We start from the raw sequence: 21,258 nt of genomic DNA on the forward strand, positions 1-21,258 counted from the left end.
ATCAAACCAGAGAAAATAAATCCGCATGTTTGCGGCGTCATCCCCTTTTTTTCGGGTGAGTGGAAAGGTTGTAGAGAATTCCGAAAAGGTGAATATTGTGTGAACGCGAAAATAAACCTTATGATATAGTCACTTTTAAGCCGCCGCTTTGCCATCGACTATAAACCGACCACAATTTGCTTGGAGGTGTTCATCCGAATGTCGTTTGTTCTGAAGAGAAAGCTTGGCTTTCCAACGCTTTTCACCAAACTGCTGTCCGGTTTTCTCGCCGTCATCCTGCTGCTCACCGCCTTTAACCTCGTTTCCTTCTTCTATTTGAAGCGGCAAATCCACAACGAAATCGTCAAATATAATGAACTGGGCATGAACCATGCGGTAGAAGGCTATGAGACCCAGTTCCGACTGACCCGGGAGATGGTGCTTGGACTGAATCAAGACCCGCTGTGGACGACGTATGTCAACCAGCTGCGGCATGTCAAAGACAACAAGGCATACGGTTATGTCAATTACGCGATTGCAGAGATGAAACGCCTATACACGAATCCATTTCTGGGCATGGATAATCTCATGATTTATTTTCAACAGGATGATTACGTTATCGAGAAGGACGGGACAAGCAGCGCTAAATCGATGTTCAGTACCTATTACAACAGCCCGTCCTATCCTCTGACATTCTGGAATGAGCAGTTTAAGGAGGCCTACGCCTTTCAGGTCTTCCCTGCGGCAGCATTTGCCGAGAAAACGCCGGGCTCCGCCCGTTCGAAGGGGATGCTGATGCCTGTCATTATTAAGATGATGCCCTACAAGGATATGTACCTGGTTGCCATGCTTGATGCGGAGCGTCTGGCCCGGAATCTGCAATCCACAATGAGCGGAAGCTTTTACATTCTTGACCCGGAAGGGCGCGCGCTCTATACGCCAATGTCCGGTCCGGACGCCGGTGTTCTGCCTGCTTTTGATTCACTGGATGGCCATCATTCATTCGTTCAGACCGGCGATTCCTATTTTTTCTATAAAAAAGGCAAGGACACGGGCTTCATATATATCAGCAGGGTTCCCGTTCAAAGCATTTCCGCCCAGCTCCTGAATTTGAACCTCATACTTCTTTCGCTCCTGGCCGTCGTTGGCCTGCTGGTCGTTCTTACTTACTTGTTCAGCCGTCGGGTGCATCGTCCAATCCGGATCATGGTCGACACCCTCCGGACAGACGAACCCGAGCCTGCGCAGGGACCCATACGTGAATTTGAGCTGATCAGCCGCAGAGTTCAGCATATGCGCTCCACCCATCAGCGTATCTCCAGCGATTTGGCCCGTAAAAATTCGATGCTTCGCAACTACGCTTATACGAACCGGCTGAAAAATATCCATATGAACCTCAGTGAGCTGAAGGAGCTTGCGGATGCCAGCATGCCTTATGTCATGATCGTTTATCAAATCATATTCAAGGAAGGCTACGCGAAATATCATCTGGAGCAGGAGAAAGGCGCTTATTATGTACGGGAATACATCGATCATATATGGCAGCAGGTTTATCCTGAGTCGGTAACGATCCAAACCGAGCCGTGGCAGGTGCTGTCCATCGTGTTCCTCCCGGGCGAATCGGCGGAGACAGCTTCACGGCTGCGGCATCTGCAGGAGGTACTTAACCTGGATCGCGGCTTATATCTGGTGACGATGGCAGACAGTCCGGTACAATCCGCCGGAGTGCCTTTTACAGAGACCTACGCCCAGGTTAGCGCGATGCTGAACCATCGCAGGCTTCTCGATCAAACGCAGTGGATCCATCCGGAAGAAGGTGATCCCGGAAGGGAGACCCGCTTCTACAGAGCACTATGGGAGGAGGAATTCCAGAACCGGCTGCTTAGCGGAAGCGAGGAAAGCTTGCAGGAGTGGATTGAAAAGAATATGACCCTGCTTGAGAAAAAACAGGCTGCTGCCCGCGAATACCACCAATTCGCCAAGGACGTGGCCGATGAGCTCGATAAGCTGCTTCGCAATCTCAATCTGTCTGCTGCTTACAACGCCATATCGGTGCCGCCGCTGGACATCACCAGGCATTTCTACAGCGGTGACCAGTATAAGACCTGGTTCCGCAGCCTGCTGGACCCTGCCCTTCAGCTGATCCGGCGCAAGACGGAGAACCATGATCCAATGACCTCTTTTGTCATGACCTATATCAACGATCATCTGGAGGAAGATATCAACCTGGATATGATGGCCGACAAATTGAATATTACATCCGGCTACCTGTCCACCTATTTCAAGGAAAAAACCGGGCAGAACTTCAGCGATTATCTCAATGACATCCGCATCCGCACCGCTAAAGACATGCTGCAAAACCTGGACCTGCGCATTCAGGATGTCGCGGTCCGTGTCGGCTACCAAAACGTCAATTCCTTCATCCGCATGTTTAAGCGGCATGCAGGCATGACGCCGGGCGAATTCCGGAAAAAGTATGCTTCTTGAAGCCATCTTCATGAAACCCGGCCAATTACCTGCAATGTCTTGCTTCATACTTTCTCTGCAATGCAGAACGGGACGTTCCCTTAAGCTGTACTCACTTAAGGGAACGTCCCGTTTATTTTTCGGAGAATACGGATTACTTCGCCTCAGGCCGGATGGCTGAACTGCAGCTTTCCGCGTTTATACGTCTCCTGAATTCTTATCTTTCCTGTCTGAAGCGTGAAGACGGCAATATCCGCCGGAGCACCCGGCACAAGCCCGGCCTCAGTCTCCAGGTTCATCAGCCGAGAAGGAGCGATGGACGCCATGTCCCACGCTTCCCCAAGGCTGCAAATCCCGGCGGACAGCATATGCCCGATCCCGGCCGTGAGCGGTAAAGCCGACCCGGCCAGCAGAGCCGGCTGTTCGGTGAGATGCAGCCGGCCCTGCGGCGTGAGCGTGACATTGCCACCGACGGGTGTATCATAGATTCCCGGCGGCATGCCGCCAAGGCTTACGGCATCGCTCACCAGGATCAGCCTGTCACCCTTGACCCTATGGGCAATCTTGAGGAAAGCATCGGGAAGGTGAAAACCATCGGCAATGACGCTTGCCCATAACCGGTCCTCTGCCAGCTGATCCCAGATGTAGTTGGGATGACGCGGCAGCACAGGATGGGCGCCATTGCCCAAATGCGTGGACAAGCGCGCTCCGGCTGCTGCTGCCTGTTCGATCTGATCGCCGGTTGCGGCCGTATGTCCGATAGCCACGACGATGCCGCTCTCCATGCAGCGGTGAATGAAGCCCTCGCTCCCCGGCCACTCCGGGGACAGCGTTACGATCCGGATGCGTCCGCCTCCAGCCTGCTGCCAGTTTTCCAGACAATGAGGCTCAGGGGCTCTTACGAATGTCCGATTATGAGCACCGCGCGGGCCATCTTCTGGCGAAATGAACGGACCTTCCAAATGGATGCCTGCAATGCTGTGCAGCCCACCTGCTCCGCCCCCTTCCCTTTCAAGACGTGAACATGCCCGGTGAATAACCTCCAGTCCTTGATGTATCGATTCATCCGCTCCCGTAATTATCGTAGGATAAAACGATGTGACTCCTTCTGCCCACATTCGCTCAATGAACGTGATAACATCCTCTTCCGATAGATCCGGAGCATTCATATCAATGCCACCGTAGCCGTTGATTTGCAGATCGACCAGGCCTGGCGCGATCCATGGAAGCGACTCTTCGCTTTCCCCATCCAAGCCATCTGCAGGGATCACCCTGCAATCGGTAATGATCCCTCCAGCCAGGCCAAGCATGATCGGTTCTCCCGTCCGGTAATGTCTTCCTGTCAGATATGAAACGGAAAGAGGAGTACTCCGCAGATCCATGTATCCATCGCCTTTCATAGAGTTACTTTTTCAAGCAGCTTAGCATGAACATTTATGATACACCGATGCTAGTCCACACCGGCATTTCTCCAGTTCGTATGACAAAATGCATCCGTGGTTCTGCCCATATTTCAGCTTATCCGGCAAGCTCTCAATCTCCCGGACAAGAATCCCGGTCGAGATACAGCAGACAGTCCCTATGCGTTCTTAAGACCGAAGCAGGACATGAAGGGGATACCGGCCCCTTCAATGCGCCTTGCACCGCGTTTCGTTTGGATACTCCCGGCACAATGCAGAACAGCTTCTCAGCCGATACCAGTGCCGGAATCGTCATGGTCAGCGCATACTCCGGCACATTTTCCAGAAGGGCAAAGCATCCGTCATGAACCTGCTGTTCTCTGCACAGGTCATCCAGCTGAACTCTTTTAACAGTAGAAGGATCGTTGAAATCAGCGACCGGCGGATCATTAAAGGCAATATGCCCATTCTCGCCTATGCCCAGGCAGACAATATCCAGCGGAGCTTCCTGAAGCAATCCGGCATATCGCTTACATTCCTGCATCGGATCGGCTGAGCCATTCATCAAATGGACTTCCCCCGGGTTAACACGGCTAAATAACTTCGTGGTCAGGAAGTGACTGAAAAGCTGCGGTGCCCCCGGGCTAAGTCCGATATATTCATCCATATGAAACGCTGTGACCCGCTTCCAGTCGATTCCTTCCGCTTGCACAAGATAGTGAAGAAACTCGTTTTGGGAAGGTGCTGCGGCAAATATCATGCGGAGGGTTCCTTGCGACTTCAGTTTTTCTCTCATCGCCTCGGCCACATCATCAGCGGCAGCCCTTCCCATCTCGTCACGGCTTGAGTACTGCCGGATCTGCATACGGTCAATGGTCCATGCCCTTTCGGCTGAAGGGGCTCTCATCATATATGATTCCTCCTTCTGAAGGTAGTTTAAAATCCACAACCCTGAAAGGCATTGTCAGCTGATCTTCTGTCCATGCTGTCCCAACAGATTAAGAAAGCTTTCCAGGCATTCAACCGTCGCTTCTTCCCCGCCGGCAGAAAATCCATATCCCGCCGGACGCTTCAGCTGTTCTTCGCTCAACGTGGAAGTGAGCCGATAATGGGTCTCCACGACAAGCCAGCCATCATAGCCGTCCTCTGCCAGCCTGGCCAGCAGATCTTCATAACCAACCTGACCCCTGCCAATCGCAACTGCCTCCGTCCGGCCTTGTTCCCGCACGGCGTCCTTGACGTGAATATGGCAAATATCTCCGCGCAGCGCATCATAAGCATCCGGATAAGGCAACTCGCCATCTGGATCCCACATGTTGTTGCCGGGATCATACAAAGCCCGAATCCGTGGAGAAGACACTTCCTGCACGAGTGCGGCCACCTTCGACCCGTTAGTCGCGAAAACGGAAGGATCGGCTTCCAAGGCAAATTGCACCCCATATTCCTCCAGTACAGACACGGTGCGCTGTAACTCCCGCACAATATCCGGATATGCTGCACTGAAATCCCGGTCCGCCCAGAAGCTGAAACCCCGAATGATCCGGGTATCCAGCCGCCGCGCCAGCTGCGCATACCGGCGAAGCAAGCGGTGATGCGCAGCTACCTCCTCTTTGTTTTTCAGATTGCACTTAAAAACCGGAGTGGACAACCCACAGACGCTTAAGCCTGCGTCATGAATCATAGCGGCGATCTCCTCCAGCCTTTGCTCGCTGAGGCGATGCAGCTGTTTACCATCCACAGACCGCAGCTCCAAGCCGTCAAGACCATACTGCTTGGCGATCCGGATCGCATCCTCCACTTTTTGCGAAATTTCATCCGTGATGACCCCCAAACGAAAGCCTGCCATGGCATCGTCCCCCTTTTCTCTACTAACGATTCACGATATTTATTACTGCTTATGGATTGACTTTATAGGATTGCGCCGGTTTCATGGATGTTCAATAGGACCGGTTTCCCCGTCATTCTGCTTTCATTCGCTGCCTCAAGAAAAGCTATAACCTCAAGCGTTTCGGTAATAGGAATTGGCGGCGTTTCGGTTTGGAACATTCGGATGACCGCTTCCAGCATACTGGCGTAATAAGGCTTTTCCTGGGCATAGATATCCACATGATCCGTTTCCTTTTCACGGTGCAGCAGAGCCCCGAAGCGTTTGTTGCCTTTCCGGTTCCCGCGAAGCGTACCGATCCGGCCATCGGCCCAGATGCCAATGGCCAGATCATGCTCTTCTCCCGTTGTCACCCTCACTTCGGTGCAGCCTGTGCCCATGCAGCGGTAAAGCATTTCGGCCATATGGATTCCGTACCAGAAGAATCCCGGCTGGGTCGGCTGCAGCTCCATCGGACCGTAGCAATCTACACCAAAGAGTTCGCCTTTATCCGTCTCACCTGCGGCGGCGGCCAGATTCTCCGCGAAGCGGACAGATGAGCAGCTCATCAATGGTACATTGTATTTGCTGGCAAGACGCGAGATCGCTTGGGCATCCCCGCTGCTAAGAGCGAACGGCTTATCGATAAATACCGGTTTACCGTAAGGAGCCACCGCCGCGAACTGCTCCACATGCAGCCTTCCGTCCACGGTCAGAAGCATCAGCGCATCTGTCTCCTCGGCAACCGCTTCCACAGTTTCAACCATCCGGATACCAAAATCATCGCGGATTTGCGCGGTGTAGCCTGGAACTCTGCTGATACTGAGCGGGAAATCAGGTGAACCTCCCGGAAAGGCCACTGTCACTCTTCCACCTGGGACATGATGAGGATGTCCGGAATGATTGAGCATCTCAGCGAACAGGGGAGCATGGGATGTATCCAGACCGATCATGCCAATGTTAAGCAGCCCCGTTTTCATAACGCTGCACCTCCCGGCTTTAGCCGCACTTCCCGGCCCGTCCGGGCGGATTCATAAATGGCCAGAATCAAATCGACCGATTTGCGTGCCTCTTCTCCGGATATCAGCGGTTCACGGTTCTCCCGCACTGCCTTGATCAAGTCATCGACCAAGATATAATGTCCATCAGACGAGATGGCCTGCGGATCATCGGTACCGTCGGCGGCCCCCTTTAATGAACTGCCCGGAGCCTCGTCTCCATCAATGGTTTTCCATACTTTGAATCCGCTGTCCCCGTAAATGATGGACCCATGCTCACCGTGAATCTCAAAACGGGCTTCCTGCCCCGGATTCACCGTTGTTGTCCCTTGAATGACGCCAAAAGCACCGCTAGTATACTTCACGACCGCAACGGCCGTATCCTCCACCTCAATGTCGTGAATGAGCGGGGCTGCGTATGCAAATACGCTCTCCACATCGCCCATCAGCCAGCGGATTATGTCTACGCCATGAACCCCTTGATTCATCAGCGCACCGCCCCCATCCAGCAACCATGTACCGCGCCACCCGGCGCTTTTGTAATATTCACGGCTGCGGTAGTATTTCAAATAAGCATCACCCAGCACCAGCCGGCCCAGTTTACCTTCATCCACTGCCTTTTTGGTAAGCAGCGCCGCTTCCGTCGTCCGTTTCTGGAATACGGTAGCGAGCTTGACGCCATTGCTGCGGCAAGCCTCGATCATCTCATCCATATCCTTCGCAGTAATACCAAGAGGCTTTTCGCAAAGCACATGCTTCCCGGCCCGCGCCGCTGCCACGGTCACTTCCCGGTGCAGACCGCTTGGAACGCATATGCAGACCGCATCCACTTCTCCTTCTTTCAGCATCTGCTCCAGCGTGGCATATATGGGCGGCGACCCAAACTCCTTGGCCAAGACCTCAGCCTTTTCCTGCACCTCATCAACGATAGCTGTAAGCTCCGCCTCCGGATGGCTTACGATCGCACGTGCATGGAGCGGGGATATGACGCCCGCGCCGACAATGGCAAATCGCATTTTTTTCATCATTGCAACCTCCTCCTATCGGTGAGTGCACCATGGTTTACATCCTCCATTCTAGAAGGCTGATTCTCCGCCGCCAATCCTCCGTTGTTACGCTTTGCTCACATCTTAGACGGTATCCGCAGAATGGGAGATGAATCTGAAAAGATGTATACAAAAAGAAGATGCACGAAGCATCCTCTTCATTCCATTTGTTCAAGCTTTTTTTCTATCATCCTCTTGCGGCAGCTCCTGTCCATTCCATCTGGCCGCCCAACGTTCCATCTCCTGAAGCGCCGTCTTAAAGTCCATGCCTTTCTCCGTCAGCGAATATTCCACTGTGACCGGCACCGTCGGAAACACTTGGCGGAGAACGATTCCGTTATCCTCCAGATGACGCAGTGCGTTGGACAGGGACTGAGTTTTTACGATTGCCAAATCCCGATTCAGCTGATTAAACCTCTTGGGTCCTTTCGACAACTCCGCAATGATTAAAAATGCCCATTTCGCCCCCAGAATTTGCAGCACCGAGCAAATATTCGAGAAGTCCTGTTCTACCTTCAGATCTTGTTCCATCCTCTTTCGACTCCTTACTATTCGTAAGTTAATCCATTTAGTTGGATTATTTCCAAATACTTTGCCTTCTTACCAAAGGAATGTAACGTCATTATAATGCAATCAAGAGCTCTCTAAAACCCTTCGAAAGGAATGAATTACATGAATCGCCTGTTTATATATATTCTGACTTTAGGTGTTTTTCTCACAGCAACCTCCGAATTGGTGGTATCTGGTATTTTATACGTTATTGCCTCGGATCTCCATATTTCTATTGCACTCGCTGGACAGTTGATTACGGCCTACTCGCTTGCCTTTGCTATCGGAACGCCAATCCTAGTATTCTTCACATCACGCTGGGAACGCAAAATGGTGCTGCTCCTTTCCCTAGCCCTATTTATGCTCGGATGTGTCGCTTCCTTTGTCTATCCTCACATTAGCGTTATTCTGGTATCCCGGGTACTGCTGGGTGTCAGCGCAGGCGTATATCTGGTCACGGCCTTCGGGACCGCCGCCAAAATCGTACCTCCCGAAAAAATAGGCGGGGCCATCGGTACCATTGTGCTCGGATTCAGTTCCGCCATGATTTTAGGCGTTCCGATTGGAATTGCCATTACGGGATGGTTAGGCTGGCAGGCTATATTCATCATTCTGGGGCTGCTCAGTTTAGGTATGGCTTTCATTATCTGCCGCTTCCTTCCACGCATGTCTGGCGATATGCCCGCCTCATTCCGACAGCAGTTCAAAGTCCTTGGCTCTACCGTGATCGTCAGTCTACTCGTGCTCACCTTTTTTCGCGAGTCCGGTAATTCCGTTCTTTTAACGTATTTGACGACGTTTATTAATGACATACTCCACCTGCATGCCGCCGCAATCAGCCTCCTCATGCTTGGTTACGGAATACTTGGCGCGCTTGCAGCGAGGCTGGGTGGCTCAGGAGCGGATCGCTGGGGAACCAAGCGTATCATCGTCTTAAGCTTAATCATCCATGCAGCTGCATTAATTCTGCTGCCTTTGTTCTCTGGCTCCATCATCACCGAATGCCTGCTGATCGCCATCGTCATGTTCTCGATGTTCATGGGCGGACCAGCCCTTCAGACGCACTTCATTCAACAGGCCCCCGGGTCCTCAAGCCTCGTTCTCAGCCTGAACACATCGATGATCCACTTGGGACTTGCGGCGGGTGCCGGTTCAGGCGGAATGCTGATTAGCCGCACATCCACGGTACTCTACAATCCATGGCTCGCCGGTATCGTGGTTGCTCTGGGATTGGGAACAGCTGTACTGAGCTTTTCACTGGGAAATAGGCGTGCTCCACAGACATTGTAAGTTCTTTCTTATGGCACTCGGTATAAAACCTGAATCTTGTGCTTGATTGCTTCTGTACAAATCAATTCAACATTAAAAGAGCCTGCCGTTTAATCGGCAGGCTCTAACGTATTCCGGTTAAAAATCAAAAACCTTGAAACCTTCGTAAATTTTATTTTACCACTGCGGAAGGTGCTAGCTTAATTTGTTCATTACCCATACTTGTCCGCGTAAAATAATGATCCTGAGAAGCCTCTTCAATATCCCGGTAAGCCCAGTGCTTGGACGGAGCATCCTTCCATGTCGGTACGACCACGCCTTCCAGTGGACCGCGTTTCAGAATGCGGTTCAGTACGGTTACGGCTTCGGCGCGCGTCAGCGGTTTGTCGGGACGGAACATGCTGTCCGGCATGCCCTTCATGATGCCCGTCTGGATCACCAGCTTCAGATCCTTCTCGGCCCAATGCCCCTGGATATCCTTCATGTCACTTGCAGTGGAAGTTTCGGCTCCTTCTTCCAGACCTAGCCAGCGGGTGACAATGGCAGCCATCTCCGCTCGGGTAATCGATCGTTCCGGACCGAATCGTCCATCCGGGAAGCCCTTCATCAATCCCGTCTTGGTCATTTCCAGAACGGCATCCTTGGCCCAATGCGTGGCTGTCATATCCGGATAATTCACCGGTTCCAGGATGCTGGCTTTTCCGGTACCTACCCGTGTCAGCATGGTTGCCATTTCGGCTCGGGTGAGGCTTTTTTCCGGCTTAAATGTGCCGTCAGGGTATCCTTTGATATAGGCTCGATGATTCCCCTCGGAATCCGTTGCCGAAGTGCCGGAGCCTATATTTCCTGCCTGCCCCAGGATTTGACCGTGATCCTTCAAATACTGGGCAAGATTATCAATGTTTACGATAGTAAACGTGCTGAACTTCGTAATGTTAAAAGAAAGCCCCATTCTGTCTTCATCATATGTGCCGATCTCAGGCTTCACGAGAACCCGCTCGCCATCGCTATGCTCGATGAATACGGCCAGATTGGACATGAATCTTTCCCGTTCCGCGGTTCCAGATGGGATGGAGGACAGATCCAGCGGCAGCATGATCGTCACGGCGCGGCTGCTCATGTTGGTTTCGATCGTCATTGGACGTCCAACAACATAGATGCTGCCGTTGCCGAGCACTTCCCGAACCACTTTCTCCTGCTTGGCTCGCGTTTCTACCTGCTTGCGTTCATCTTCTTTTTTAATCGGAACGACACGGAAATACAGGTCCTTAGTTAACCCCTTTAAAGATTCAGCAGATAAATGGATTTGGGCGTTTTCCGTATAGATATCCAAATCCAGGCCTGCGCTCACCAATTTTTCAATGGCATCTTTGGAAATGTTGACATCGATGGATGATACTTCGTCCTTCGCATCCGGAATGTACAAGCGAGCCGTCGTCGAGCCGTTCGCTTGAGCCATTTTCACCGTTTCCTCGGCCTGGCTCTGCGTGTAATTGACAGTGTCTTTTTTCGTTTTGTCCGGCAGCGTAGTCCGGGTAATGGTCGTCTTGGCTGCGTTTTCAAACTGCGATCCTTTGCCTACCTGGACATTAAGCGTAATCGTCTCGGTCTCAGGCTGTGGAGCCGGCGCTGGAGATGGGTTTGATCCTCCCGATCCTCCGCCGTTGCCACTTCCTTGCCCGTTACCCGGTGCAGGCGCTTCGGCCTTGACGATTAGCGTAAATTCTTTCGTTTCCGTGATGTCTCCCTTTGTAACGGTCGCCTTCAAGGTGATCGTCTGATCCCCTTGACCGCTGGTCGGACGGGTAACTTTCCCGGTAGCCGGATCGACGTAGCCTTCCGGTTCGCTGGTCCAAATGATCTCGGTTCCATGCTCTCCGTGCTTCGGAAGTTCAATATTGTTTGTTACATTATTTTTGCTTTCGCCTTCACGATAGACGATGTTCAGATCGGCTTTGTCCCGTTTCACGGCTTCCTCATCCGTCATCGGCTTCGCTTTAATAATCAGCGTAAATTCTTTCGTTTCCGTGACGTCTCCCTTTGTAACGGTCGCCTTCAAGGTAATGGTCTGATCCCCTTGACCGCTAGTCGGGCGGGTAACCTTTCCCGTAGCCGGATCGACGTAGCCTTCCGGTTCGCTGGCCCAAACGATATCGGTCCCATGCTCACCGTGCTTCGGAAGCTCGACGTCGTTTGCTACGTTACTTTCGTCCTCGCCTTCATGATAGCCGACTTCCAGAACAGTCTTGTCCAGGTTCACGGCTTTCTCATCCGTCATCGGCTGAGCTTTGACGACCACTGTGAAGGTTTTGGTATCCGTTTCATTTCCGCTTTTAATCACGGCGGTCAGCGTGACCGTTTGATCCCCTTCATCTTCGTTCGGTCTGTTCACGTTACCGGATGGATCGATCACGTCAGGATTACTGGATTTCCAAGTGATGTCGGAACCGTGTAAACCACCGATTGGCAGAATAACATCCTGGGTAACGCTCTCGCTCCAATCACCCTCCTGGTAGCCGACATCAACCAAGTCTTTGTCAAGCTGTACGATGGTCTTGTCGCTTGGTATATCCAGCTTGAAAGTATTGGATGTCAAGTCGTTAATCTCAGGGCCCTCCGATGTGAGGACTTTATCCGCCGATATCGTTACCGACGCATTCTCCAAGGCGGGGAGCTTCGCATCCAACGTTCCGGTAAAAGTAATTTCAAGCGTATGCTCGTTGATATATTTGCCATGAGCAACGATATCGTGCGGAAGATTGTTCACGACGATATGCTCCCATGCATCAGGAGTGAATTCCCCGTTCTCCAGTATAACCGTCAGTGTGGATGAACTTGGATCATCCGATATCAGTCCTGGACTGACGCTAATTGACGGAGGGGCATCCCGGAAAACGATGGCAAAGCTGTTCGAGACCACCGTTGTCGGGCCGACCGAATCAGCGGTATACCCAATTGGATCTTCCGAATGCTCTTTTGGAGACGTGACTTTACTGGACGGAATTGAAAGGTAAGCATCATAGATGCTATCGCCATTCGTATGGCTCGTAGCATTACCTGCGAGATGAAAGCTTAGCGTATCTCCGGATACACTAACTCCGCTTACACTGAGCCCGGATGGAAGACCATGGACTTCTACATCACTGTCGCTCACTTCACCATCAAATGTCCCATATTTCAATGTAGTCTGTATTTCATCGGTAATACTGCCATCATTGGTAATTGCTTCTTTAATGTCCTGCATCACGAAATAAGGATCAGGATCATTAAAGTTGATTTTGAACGTGTTGCTGACAAGTGGGTCACCGCTCCTGCCTATGAACATAGCAGCATTGATCTTGAGCGATGACATAACATCGTCAGCATTATCGTTGGGATCGGCTTTTCCTTCAAAGCTGACCGTAATATGCTGATCATCCACATAGGTTACCTTTGGTACCAAACCACCAGGAAGCGGTTCGACTTGAACGCCCCCGTTTACAATTTCTGGAGTAAAGCTGCCATTTTCAAGGGCAACATGCAGCACTTCATCGATTCTTCCCGTTTGGAAATTATCTTCATCCGTTTCATTTACTTCGGTTTCCTCAACGCGAATACGGGTCGGGTCCTTAAACTGAATGGCAAAGGATGGCGTGGATAAATCTATCGTAGCGCCATTAATGGCATTTTTATGAATGATTACGGAAACGTTGTTCGTTGATGATTTCTCGCTGTGGTTAACCGCATTTCCACTAAAAGATAACGTAATGCTCTTACCGTCGGCGCTGCGGTCAATCATAGGCACTAAACCGCTCGGCAGATTATTTATTTTCAGGTCATCGGCTGAGATATCGCCGATAAACGTTCCGCCAGAAATCGTAATCGTTTTTTGTCCGGCAATAGAACCATTATTTTCAGGCGACTCTTCCAAGACATCTGTATTCATACTTAGCTTCGGGTTAACATAGGCCGGAATCGTCACCATTTTCTCGGTAAAGACACCGCCCGGAGCTTCGATCCGCACCTTGGTCGTGATTTGCTTATCCGATACTAAATAAGTAAAAGCTTTTCCGTCATTTCCGGTCGTGATGTGATCCTCCACGATGCGTACGTCGGGATTATCGACCTTAATGGTCAGCGGAATGTTACCTGCCGGTGTGTCGTTGACGGCCAGCGTGGAGATGTCAAGCTTTACGCGACGATCGGTTTCAATCACAGGCGTAAACGATACGCTTTTCGGCGCTTCCAGATACGTCTGTGAATGAATATCGATTGGGCTATAGGTGTTGGCAAAGTACCACTTAGTAATGTTGTGCTCCTGCCATGCCGAACCGGTCGAAGCCGTAAACCCGACATACACATCATCCGACTGCAAAATGTTCGTCAAATCCATGCCGGTTTTGCGCAGCACATATCCTTGAGGCCGGTTATCGGTCGTGCTCATCCGCACTTCGATGGTCTTGTCCTCTCCGTTGTAGTCGATCCATGCATGCTGAGTAGCCGTATTTTGACGCATCCGGATGTCAGGCGTACTGTCCAGATTGCGGTAATCCCCGACGAAAGAGTTCGTGGCAGTCGCTTCTTTTTGGACTGTATGGTTCACGGCTCCGTTGATGTCGACCGCCGTGTGATTGGTATAAATGCTGTCCTTAGCATTCTCTCCGAGACCTAGGGGATCCCCGAGATTTCCGATGTCCGGACCGTTGCGGAACGTGTCGAACTCGACCCCGACGCTCTTGCCGATTCCGGCATATCCAAGGCCCGAGCCCAATCCTCCTGCACCATTCGAGGTGGTCTGAACGGTAAAGACCAGGCCATCCGCCCAAGTCCACTGCTTGCCGTTCACGAAGAGGCCACCCCCCGTGTTCATATTGAATTCGAAATACGTGCTGAAGGATTTATTATTGGATAAGGAAATCCGGTTATTGTTAAACACGGTTCCCCATTGATTTTGCGCGCTCGGCGTCAGTCTCAGCACCTTGTTCACGATCCCAGAGTTGCCGTTCAGCTTCAATCTTCCGTCCTGGTTGAATTGATCGTATTTAAACGTCAAAAAATTCTGTTGGTCCGTTTGCGCATAACCGACAGAAACGAACAAATGACTTGCCTGCAGGCATAGAAGAGTAATGACCAACAAGCAGGAAGTCAGTTTTTTCTTAAACATGTTTCGATCCCCTTTCAATATAAAAAAATTGTTCTGCGACATAATACCTATCCATTGTTGGAATATAACAGATGCCACTGAACCGATTCTGAACATTTTTTTACATAGTTCTACAAATTTAGACTTTTTTAGAGAGGGGAAATCGAATTTCAAGAAATAGCACTTCGTCTCGATAATGAAGCTAGCGACAACTTATTCCGCAACAAAAAAAAGAGGACGCCGCAGGCGCCCTCTTTTCACTTCCATCCCGTTTAGATTCCAACTCAGGAAATCGCAATATTCAATGTTTTGATCTCATATGGCGCCAAGGCGACCTCGATGTCCTGTCCGGCAAACGGCAGCACTGATGGATGCTCCTCCATCAGGTCGGTTTCCTCCGCTGTGCGAATCGTTCCAAGGTACGGATCAACCGACACCGCCGCTTTCGTCCGGATGCCTCCGAATTCATAGAGGCGTACGATCAGCGTTTGGCCGTCTTCAGCTTTTTTGACCGTATCGATCATGATGTTGCGGGCATCGACCTTGAGCATGCCAAGCACATCAGGGAGTCCGGCGCTGCCTGAAACGGCAGCAGACATCAGAGGCGCATTCAGCTCACAAGCAGTCTGATGCGTTCCAGCTTCATACCATCCCCCGCTGTGCGGATACAGTGAATACGTGAATTCATGCAGCCCTTGATCCGCATTTCCGTCAGGGTACACGGCTGATTTGATTAAGCTCAATCGGATGACATGGTTGCGGATGTCATGTCCGTATTTGCAGTCGTTCAGCAGGCTGACACCGTATCCGCCTTCGGACAGGTCGACCCAGCGCTGGGCCACGGATTCAAACCGGGCATAATCCCAGCTCGTATTCCAGTGCGTCGGTCGCTCCACATTGCCGAACTGAATCTCATAGGTCGCTTTCGTCGAACGAATCTCCACAGGGAATGCCGTTTTCAGCAGCTGCTGATGCTCGTTCCAGTCCACGCTCGTTTTGAAATCAATGCGCGGATGATCACGGTAAACGGTCAAATGCTGCTCGATGGTAGAGTTCTGGTAGCTGTAGACCAGCTTCAGCACGCCCCGCAGCGGACCGGCTTCAAGTACTGTCAGCTCCTGCAGATTGTCCACGACCGTCATTTTATCCTGGTAGTAAATATCGATATCCCAGGCATCATGAGCCATAGGCTTATCCTCAAATACCTGAAGCATGTTTGCCGGCTGATCCGGCTTCAGTACTTCACGTCCGGCCTGCTTGTCAAAAAGTGAGACGATCTGACCGGATGCATTCAGACGGATGCTGTAATACGGCGTCTCCAGATGATCCGTCTTGATGCTCCATGATTCCGAAGCATGGCCTCCACTAGCAGGTGCATCCACTGAGCTGCCATCCTTTTCGCTACGCCCGTAAATCGTAATATATCCATAGGCAGGGACATCCTGAACTGCTACCAGTACTTTGCCCGCTTGTAGTGCGGATTTCTCCGCTGCAGGCTGAATATTCAGCTTCACGCCGTCTGCGGTATACCAGCTGAATGCTGCTGCATCATCCAGCTTAACTTCAGCCAGGAAGGAACGCGTCCAGCCAAGCGAATTAAATATGCGCACAGGCAGTCCTTTTTCCGCTCCATCTTCAGCTTTATCGTCCTTATGCCCATTCAGACCGGCAAGCCCATTCTCAATTGCCGCAAGCGCGAGCTTTTCCGATTCCTCATATTCGATCTTGCTGTCCTCATATACTTCATGGATGGAAGAGCCCGGAATAATATCATGGAACTGGTTACGCAAAACGATCTCCCAGCTCTCCGCCAGCTGTGCGGACGGATAGGCATGCTCCGGATTTAAAGCGAGCGCGAAGGTATTCAAATATTCCGCATTATGCAGCAAAAGCTCCATCCGCCGGTTCATCCGCTTGTTGTAAGCCTGGGAAGTATAGGTCCCGCGATGGTATTCAAGGTAGAGCTCGCCGTCCCATAAATGGAGCAACGGCTGATCCTTGACCTGTTCTTCCAGTTGGACGAAGAAATCCTCCGCTCCACCCGCCTTAACCTGAGGTGCCCCTGGCATATCCTCATAACGCCGTACAGCCTCAAGCATATCGCGGGTCGGTCCGCCGCCCCCGTCACCCCAGCCGTAGGCCAACAGCAGGTTGTCATTGATATCCTTTTGACGGTAATTGTTCCACAAGCCCTGAACCGAAGCGCCGGTGACATTGCCGTTGTACGTATAGAACCAGCTGCCGTCATTATCCGGCGTCGTAATGTAATGCGTCAGAATTTCCGTTCCGTCAATCCCTCTCCAGGTAAAGGTATCATAAGGGAAGCGGTTGTATTGGCTCCAGCTGATCTTGGTCGTCATGAAATAATCGATACCGCTCTTTTTCAGGATCTGCGGAAGCGCCCAGCTGTAACCGAACACGTCAGGCAGCCACAGCACACGGTTATCCACGCCGAATTCATCCTTGAAAAAGCGTTTGCCTGTCAGAAGCTGGCGGACCAGCGATTCGCCGGAAGGAATGTTGCAATCCGACTCCAGCCACATCGCCCCGGTTGCCTCCCAGTTACCGCTCTGAACACGGTCCTTGATTTTATCATACAGCATTGGGAAGTCCTTCTTCAGATAGGCATAGAGCTGCGGCTGCGATTGAAGGAATACATATTCCGGGAACCGCTCCATCAACTGCAGAACCGTTGAAAATGACCGTCCTGATTTCTCGCGCGTATGCTGCAAACGCCACAGCCAAGCCACATCGATATGGCAGTGTCCTACCGCTGTAACCTGCGGGCGGGGTCCGCGTGGAATCGCTTCAAGCCGTTCCCGCAGCATCTGACGGGCCACCACGGCGGATGCGTAGAATGCCTCGGAGCCAGGCTGACTCCAATCCAGGCAGCGGAACGCTTCTTCCAAAGCTGAGGTCAACTCATGTCTTTCCAGTTGGCGTTCATCCAGCTGCTTCACGGTTTGCAGCATATGCAGCGATGTATAATACAAGTCATCCACATCTGCATCCAGAACCGCCATGCTCAGCGAGTCGATACGATGATCGAACGGCGAGCGTCCATCGGGTGCTGTCAATCCGCTCCAGGCGTAAATAGCCAGCTCGGCGCGGCCTGCATCTACCGCATCTGCCGGGAAAAACAGCTCGGCATGATTCCGATCCAATGCTTGTAGTGGCTCCCCATTCAAGTAGACCTGGGCTTCGTAGCCGCTGCAGTTGCCCCCGCCCGTTTCCCCAAGCTTAATCAAACCAATCACATCAAGGCCCTTCCAGCCTTGGGGGAATTCTACTTTTGTCATAAACCAGGCGTACTTGTCTCTTCCGCCCCAATGATCGCCAACGCGGACCACAGGACCTGAAGCAGCCTGCTGCCATGCTTCCTCTAGACTTTTTACATCGGGCACCATATGAATGGCATCTAAAGTCCGGCCTTCTCTATATCTGAGTCCGGCCAGCTCCCGGATACGGTTTTCCAATTTCTGCAGAACGAATCTCATAACTGTTCATCTGCTCCCTTCTCCGTACTTCTGTTTTAATATATATAATATATCATTTATGTCTAATATAAAATAATTGATTTTACTCATCAATAAAAAAAGTAAAGACCGGTTCCCCCCTCGGGAAAACCGGTTCTCATTATTCATTGTTTTACTGCTCAAGAAGGTATAGGGCCCGTCGTTTGATTTATCACCAATTCGGGCTGTAAAATGATTTTGCTGTATTTCGGCGTGCTGTCAGGATGTTCAAGCATGCTCAGCAGCCTGCTCGCTGCCTCAAAGCCCATTTGCTCCTCATTCTGATCGATATACGTAAATACGCTGAATTCCTCCATCATCGGGCTGGGATTATCAAAGGTGATGATGGACACATCCTCCGGTACTCTAAGACCCGTCTTTCGGGCTACGGACCAAATATGCACTCCAAGCCTGCAGTTCAAAGCGATATAGGCGGTCGCCATTTTGCTTTTAATAAAACGGTGCAGCGCGTAATCTTCCTTATAAGGCGCATCCTGAATACTGAAATCGGTCAGTATAAGCGCCGGATTGATCAGAGCTCCCTGCTGCTTCAAGGCCTCGTTATATCCCTGAATCCGCTCCTCCACCGTCACGGTTGGCATCGGCGTATCCGAACAGATCGCAATGCTGCGGTGTCCCTGGTTCCATAGATGCTCCACGGCCAGAATAGAACCTTGAAGCGGATCCGACAAGACGACATTCGTTTCAACACCCGGCAGATGGCGGTCCAGCAGCACGAACGGATAATTCTGCATTTTCAGCGCAATGATTTCTTCGTTATATACTTCGGCATCAACCGGAAAGATGATCAATCCATCCACGCTTGCGCGCAGCTCGCGGATCGCTTCCTTTTCCAGCTCCTTGGAATTGTAGGTAAACATCACAATCAGTGAATACTTGCTGTCCTTCAGCGCATTGCGGATTCCTCTTACCATTTGGATGGCGAAAAAATCCTCAATCGAAGGGAAGATAAGTCCGATTTTGGGTGCATGCTTGGCATGGATCTCCGAAATGACTGCGCTGCTCCGAGCGCTCCTCATGTAGCTCTCCGGAATGCCTTTGACATAGCTGCCCCGGCCCGGTATTCGGTATATCCAGCCTTCATTCGCAAGATCGGCCAGTGCGTTCGCCACCGTAATGCGGCTGACCTGAAACTGGTCGATCAATTCTTTTTCGGTTGGAATTCGGTCATCCTCAACCAATTGTCTGGATGAAATCAATTGCTTGAAGTGATTTTGAATCTGGATATACAGCGGTTCCCGTTCCTGACTCATTAGCTAATCCCCCATTGATGTGTTATCCTTCGCTTCCATACCGTTCTCATTTTTCTGGCATGTTTATGTAAGCATTATATCATCTTAGCCATGAGACAAGTCAACGGATTGCAACCGCTTTCTGCCTCGCAGCTCCCGGGGAGTACGCTTGTACTTCTTTTTGAAGGCACGTTCGAAATGGTTCAATGTCCGGAATCCTGACGCAAAGCATACCTCGGTAACGGGCAGCTCCGTCAGCCGCAGCAGCGAACTCGCGAACTGAAGCCGCTGTTCCTGCACAAAGACTTGAAAGGGCAAACCAAGCTGCTTTCGAAAGCATTCGCTGAAATAACTGTCTGACAGGCCGGCATGCCTGGCCACATGATGAAGCGTCAACGGCTCCCGGAAATGATGCTGAATATAAGTTACCGCGGTCCGGATGGACGGGTGCAGATGCCCACTTGCCGGATAATCCTGTCCTTCCGATGTTCCCATCCGCGCCAAATCAATCAATACCCGCTCCAGGGCACCCTGGGCGACCCAGTCGCTGCCGGCCTGCCTCTGCTCGCTCTCTTCCCACATTCGGTCAAACTCGGTGCGAAAGGCTGCCCCTGCCTTCTCATTCAAGTCATAAACCCGTTCGGCGGAGCTTTGAAAAAGCCACTGGAACAGTTCCTGACGAAGCATATGCTGGGTAAACACCACATCATATAAAACGAGAACACGGCCCGGATCAGGAATGATTTCGTGGAAATCAGCCGGCGTGACCAGAAAAAGGCTGCCTGCTTCAAGGGGTATGCTTTTCCCGTTCAGCACATGCGTGCCTGAGCCATCGAGTACCAACGCCATTTCAAAAAATTCATGCCAGTGCACCTCGACGGCCCCATCGATCCGATGCCTGAAGATGCGAAAGGGCGATGATTGGGACAAATAATGCTCATTGAGCAGCCGTTTTGGCTGATTGTCTTCCATATCGTCACCCTTTCTTATTCATTCAATATATATTACACGTTAACAAACGGGTTGCCTGCGATATCCTTGCCCCGAGCCAGCCATATCCGGAAGCCTGCATTTTTTTCCGGCAGAACCTTCGCTTCCGTGGAAAAATAACGCATCGTGTACCCACAGCGGCGGAATGGACTCGTGTTTGGCTGGGCTCCATGAATAATACGTGAGTCATGCAGGGAGCATTCGCCCGGCTCGAGTTCAAAATACACGGCTTTGGATTCATCCACGCCTTTAATTTGGGTTGAGAACGTGTTTATTTTACCATCCACATCCTCATAATCGGAAAAGCCGTTATCATGCGTGCCCGGAATGACGCGCATACAGCCGTTTTCCTCCCAGCTCCGATCGATCGCGAGCCAGACGGTCACAATCTTGTCAAATCGGTCAAGGCGGCCTTCCCAATAGGCGGAATCTTCATGCCAAGGCGTAGCGCGTCCCGTGTAAGGATCTTTACAAATAAAATGGCTCGACCACAAGCCGATATTCGGTCCGATAACCGTCTCCACCAGATCCAGCACCTCGTCGCTCATCAGAAAATCAAGCAGGCGCTCATCGCGGAAATGCGGTGTATCAAGCTCATCAGACAGCTTATTTCCCTTTTCAGCCAGCTGCTCCTCGAAAATCTGCTTCAGCTCACTGAATTTTTCCGGACTAAACAGCTGTTTTTTGTATAATGCATATCCATCTTTACGGTAATCGTTAACCTCTTGCACTGTCAACTTGGCTTGGTTCATATCGTCCATCCTCCCGGCGGCGTGTGATATTTGTTACACCTTTAATGGTACGGAC

At 51.3% G+C, this 21,258-nt stretch carries 13 protein-coding genes; 2 read left to right on the plus strand and 11 right to left on the minus strand.

Translation table 11 applies throughout. The features are described from left to right. Positions 1-198 precede the first annotated feature (198 nt). Positions 199-2,466 (plus strand): helix-turn-helix domain-containing protein, encoded by a 2,268-nt coding sequence (locus KJS65_RS17430; protein WP_213651149.1) that lies wholly within the window; start codon positions 199-201, stop codon positions 2,464-2,466. A 143-nt stretch (positions 2,467-2,609) separates the two neighbouring features. Here the strand turns inward: KJS65_RS17430 and KJS65_RS17435 are convergent, their stop codons facing one another. From KJS65_RS17435 to KJS65_RS17460, 6 genes are all read right to left on the minus strand, one after another. Then, positions 2,610-3,827, minus strand: coding sequence for an N-acetylglucosamine-6-phosphate deacetylase (locus tag KJS65_RS17435; RefSeq protein WP_213651150.1), 1,218 nt, complete (start codon positions 3,825-3,827; stop codon positions 2,610-2,612). A 151-nt stretch (positions 3,828-3,978) separates the two neighbouring features. Beyond that, positions 3,979-4,755 carry a glucosamine-6-phosphate deaminase gene (locus KJS65_RS17440; protein WP_244864610.1) on the minus strand — a complete coding sequence of 259 codons (777 nt, stop codon included), beginning with the start codon at positions 4,753-4,755 and terminating at the stop codon, positions 3,979-3,981. Between the two features lie 54 nt (positions 4,756-4,809). After that, positions 4,810-5,691: a sugar phosphate isomerase/epimerase family protein gene (locus tag KJS65_RS17445; RefSeq protein ID WP_213651151.1), complete on the minus strand. Its 882-nt coding sequence runs from the start codon at positions 5,689-5,691 to the stop codon at positions 4,810-4,812. A 62-nt stretch (positions 5,692-5,753) separates the two neighbouring features. Beyond that, positions 5,754-6,689, minus strand: a complete 936-nt coding sequence (locus KJS65_RS17450) for a Gfo/Idh/MocA family protein (RefSeq protein WP_213651152.1) — start codon at positions 6,687-6,689, stop codon at positions 5,754-5,756. Next, on the minus strand, positions 6,686-7,735 hold the full coding sequence (locus tag KJS65_RS17455) for a Gfo/Idh/MocA family protein (RefSeq protein ID WP_213651153.1): 1,050 nt from the start codon (positions 7,733-7,735) through the stop codon (positions 6,686-6,688). The genes KJS65_RS17450 and KJS65_RS17455 overlap by 4 nt, the downstream gene beginning before the upstream one ends. Positions 7,736-7,924: 189 nt before the next feature. Beyond that, positions 7,925-8,284: a winged helix-turn-helix transcriptional regulator gene (locus KJS65_RS17460; RefSeq protein ID WP_213651154.1), complete on the minus strand. Its 360-nt coding sequence runs from the start codon at positions 8,282-8,284 to the stop codon at positions 7,925-7,927. Between the two features lie 141 nt (positions 8,285-8,425). On the opposite strand from KJS65_RS17460, the gene KJS65_RS17465 reads away from it, so the two are divergent. Further along, on the plus strand, positions 8,426-9,592 hold the full coding sequence (locus tag KJS65_RS17465; RefSeq protein WP_213651155.1) for an MFS transporter: 1,167 nt from the start codon (positions 8,426-8,428) through the stop codon (positions 9,590-9,592). Between the two features lie 151 nt (positions 9,593-9,743). Here the strand turns inward: KJS65_RS17465 and KJS65_RS17470 are convergent, their stop codons facing one another. The 5 genes from KJS65_RS17470 to KJS65_RS17490 form a co-directional block, all read right to left on the minus strand. Beyond that, complete coding sequence (locus KJS65_RS17470) at positions 9,744-14,714, minus strand: immunoglobulin-like domain-containing protein (RefSeq protein WP_213651156.1); 4,971 nt, start codon at positions 14,712-14,714, stop codon at positions 9,744-9,746. Between the two features lie 263 nt (positions 14,715-14,977). Beyond that, positions 14,978-18,190: an alpha-mannosidase gene (locus KJS65_RS17475; protein ID WP_213651157.1), complete on the minus strand. Its 3,213-nt coding sequence runs from the start codon at positions 18,188-18,190 to the stop codon at positions 14,978-14,980. A gap of 158 nt (positions 18,191-18,348) precedes the next feature. Beyond that, positions 18,349-19,482 carry a GntR family transcriptional regulator gene (locus KJS65_RS17480; protein ID WP_213651158.1) on the minus strand — a complete coding sequence of 378 codons (1,134 nt, stop codon included), beginning with the start codon at positions 19,480-19,482 and terminating at the stop codon, positions 18,349-18,351. Positions 19,483-19,566: 84 nt separating this feature from the next. Further along, positions 19,567-20,433 (minus strand): helix-turn-helix domain-containing protein, encoded by an 867-nt coding sequence (locus KJS65_RS17485; RefSeq protein ID WP_213651159.1) that lies wholly within the window; start codon positions 20,431-20,433, stop codon positions 19,567-19,569. Positions 20,434-20,465: 32 nt separating this feature from the next. Then, positions 20,466-21,203, minus strand: a complete 738-nt coding sequence (locus tag KJS65_RS17490; RefSeq protein ID WP_213651160.1) for a phytanoyl-CoA dioxygenase family protein — start codon at positions 21,201-21,203, stop codon at positions 20,466-20,468. Positions 21,204-21,258 lie beyond the last annotated feature (55 nt).

Source organism: Paenibacillus sp. J23TS9 (genome assembly GCF_018403225.1).
Classification (GTDB): Bacteria; Bacillota; Bacilli; order Paenibacillales; family Paenibacillaceae; genus Paenibacillus_AQ.

What these genes read in the sequence shown, in the direction of transcription:
- KJS65_RS17430 (WP_213651149.1), top strand. Translation starts at nt 199, where the DNA reads ATGTCGTTTGTTCTGAAGAGAAAGCTTGGCTTTCCAACGCTTTTCACC.
- KJS65_RS17435 (WP_213651150.1), bottom strand. Translation starts at nt 3,827, where the DNA reads ATGGATCTGCGGAGTACTCCTCTTTCCGTTTCATATCTGACAGGAAGA.
- KJS65_RS17440 (WP_244864610.1), bottom strand. Translation starts at nt 4,755, where the DNA reads ATGATGAGAGCCCCTTCAGCCGAAAGGGCATGGACCATTGACCGTATG.
- KJS65_RS17445 (WP_213651151.1), bottom strand. Translation starts at nt 5,691, where the DNA reads ATGGCAGGCTTTCGTTTGGGGGTCATCACGGATGAAATTTCGCAAAAA.
- KJS65_RS17450 (WP_213651152.1), bottom strand. Translation starts at nt 6,689, where the DNA reads ATGAAAACGGGGCTGCTTAACATTGGCATGATCGGTCTGGATACATCC.
- KJS65_RS17455 (WP_213651153.1), bottom strand. Translation starts at nt 7,735, where the DNA reads ATGATGAAAAAAATGCGATTTGCCATTGTCGGCGCGGGCGTCATATCC.
- KJS65_RS17460 (WP_213651154.1), bottom strand. Translation starts at nt 8,284, where the DNA reads ATGGAACAAGATCTGAAGGTAGAACAGGACTTCTCGAATATTTGCTCG.
- KJS65_RS17465 (WP_213651155.1), top strand. Translation starts at nt 8,426, where the DNA reads ATGAATCGCCTGTTTATATATATTCTGACTTTAGGTGTTTTTCTCACA.
- KJS65_RS17470 (WP_213651156.1), bottom strand. Translation starts at nt 14,714, where the DNA reads ATGTTTAAGAAAAAACTGACTTCCTGCTTGTTGGTCATTACTCTTCTA.
- KJS65_RS17475 (WP_213651157.1), bottom strand. Translation starts at nt 18,190, where the DNA reads ATGAGATTCGTTCTGCAGAAATTGGAAAACCGTATCCGGGAGCTGGCC.
- KJS65_RS17480 (WP_213651158.1), bottom strand. Translation starts at nt 19,482, where the DNA reads ATGAGTCAGGAACGGGAACCGCTGTATATCCAGATTCAAAATCACTTC.
- KJS65_RS17485 (WP_213651159.1), bottom strand. Translation starts at nt 20,433, where the DNA reads ATGGAAGACAATCAGCCAAAACGGCTGCTCAATGAGCATTATTTGTCC.
- KJS65_RS17490 (WP_213651160.1), bottom strand. Translation starts at nt 21,203, where the DNA reads ATGAACCAAGCCAAGTTGACAGTGCAAGAGGTTAACGATTACCGTAAA.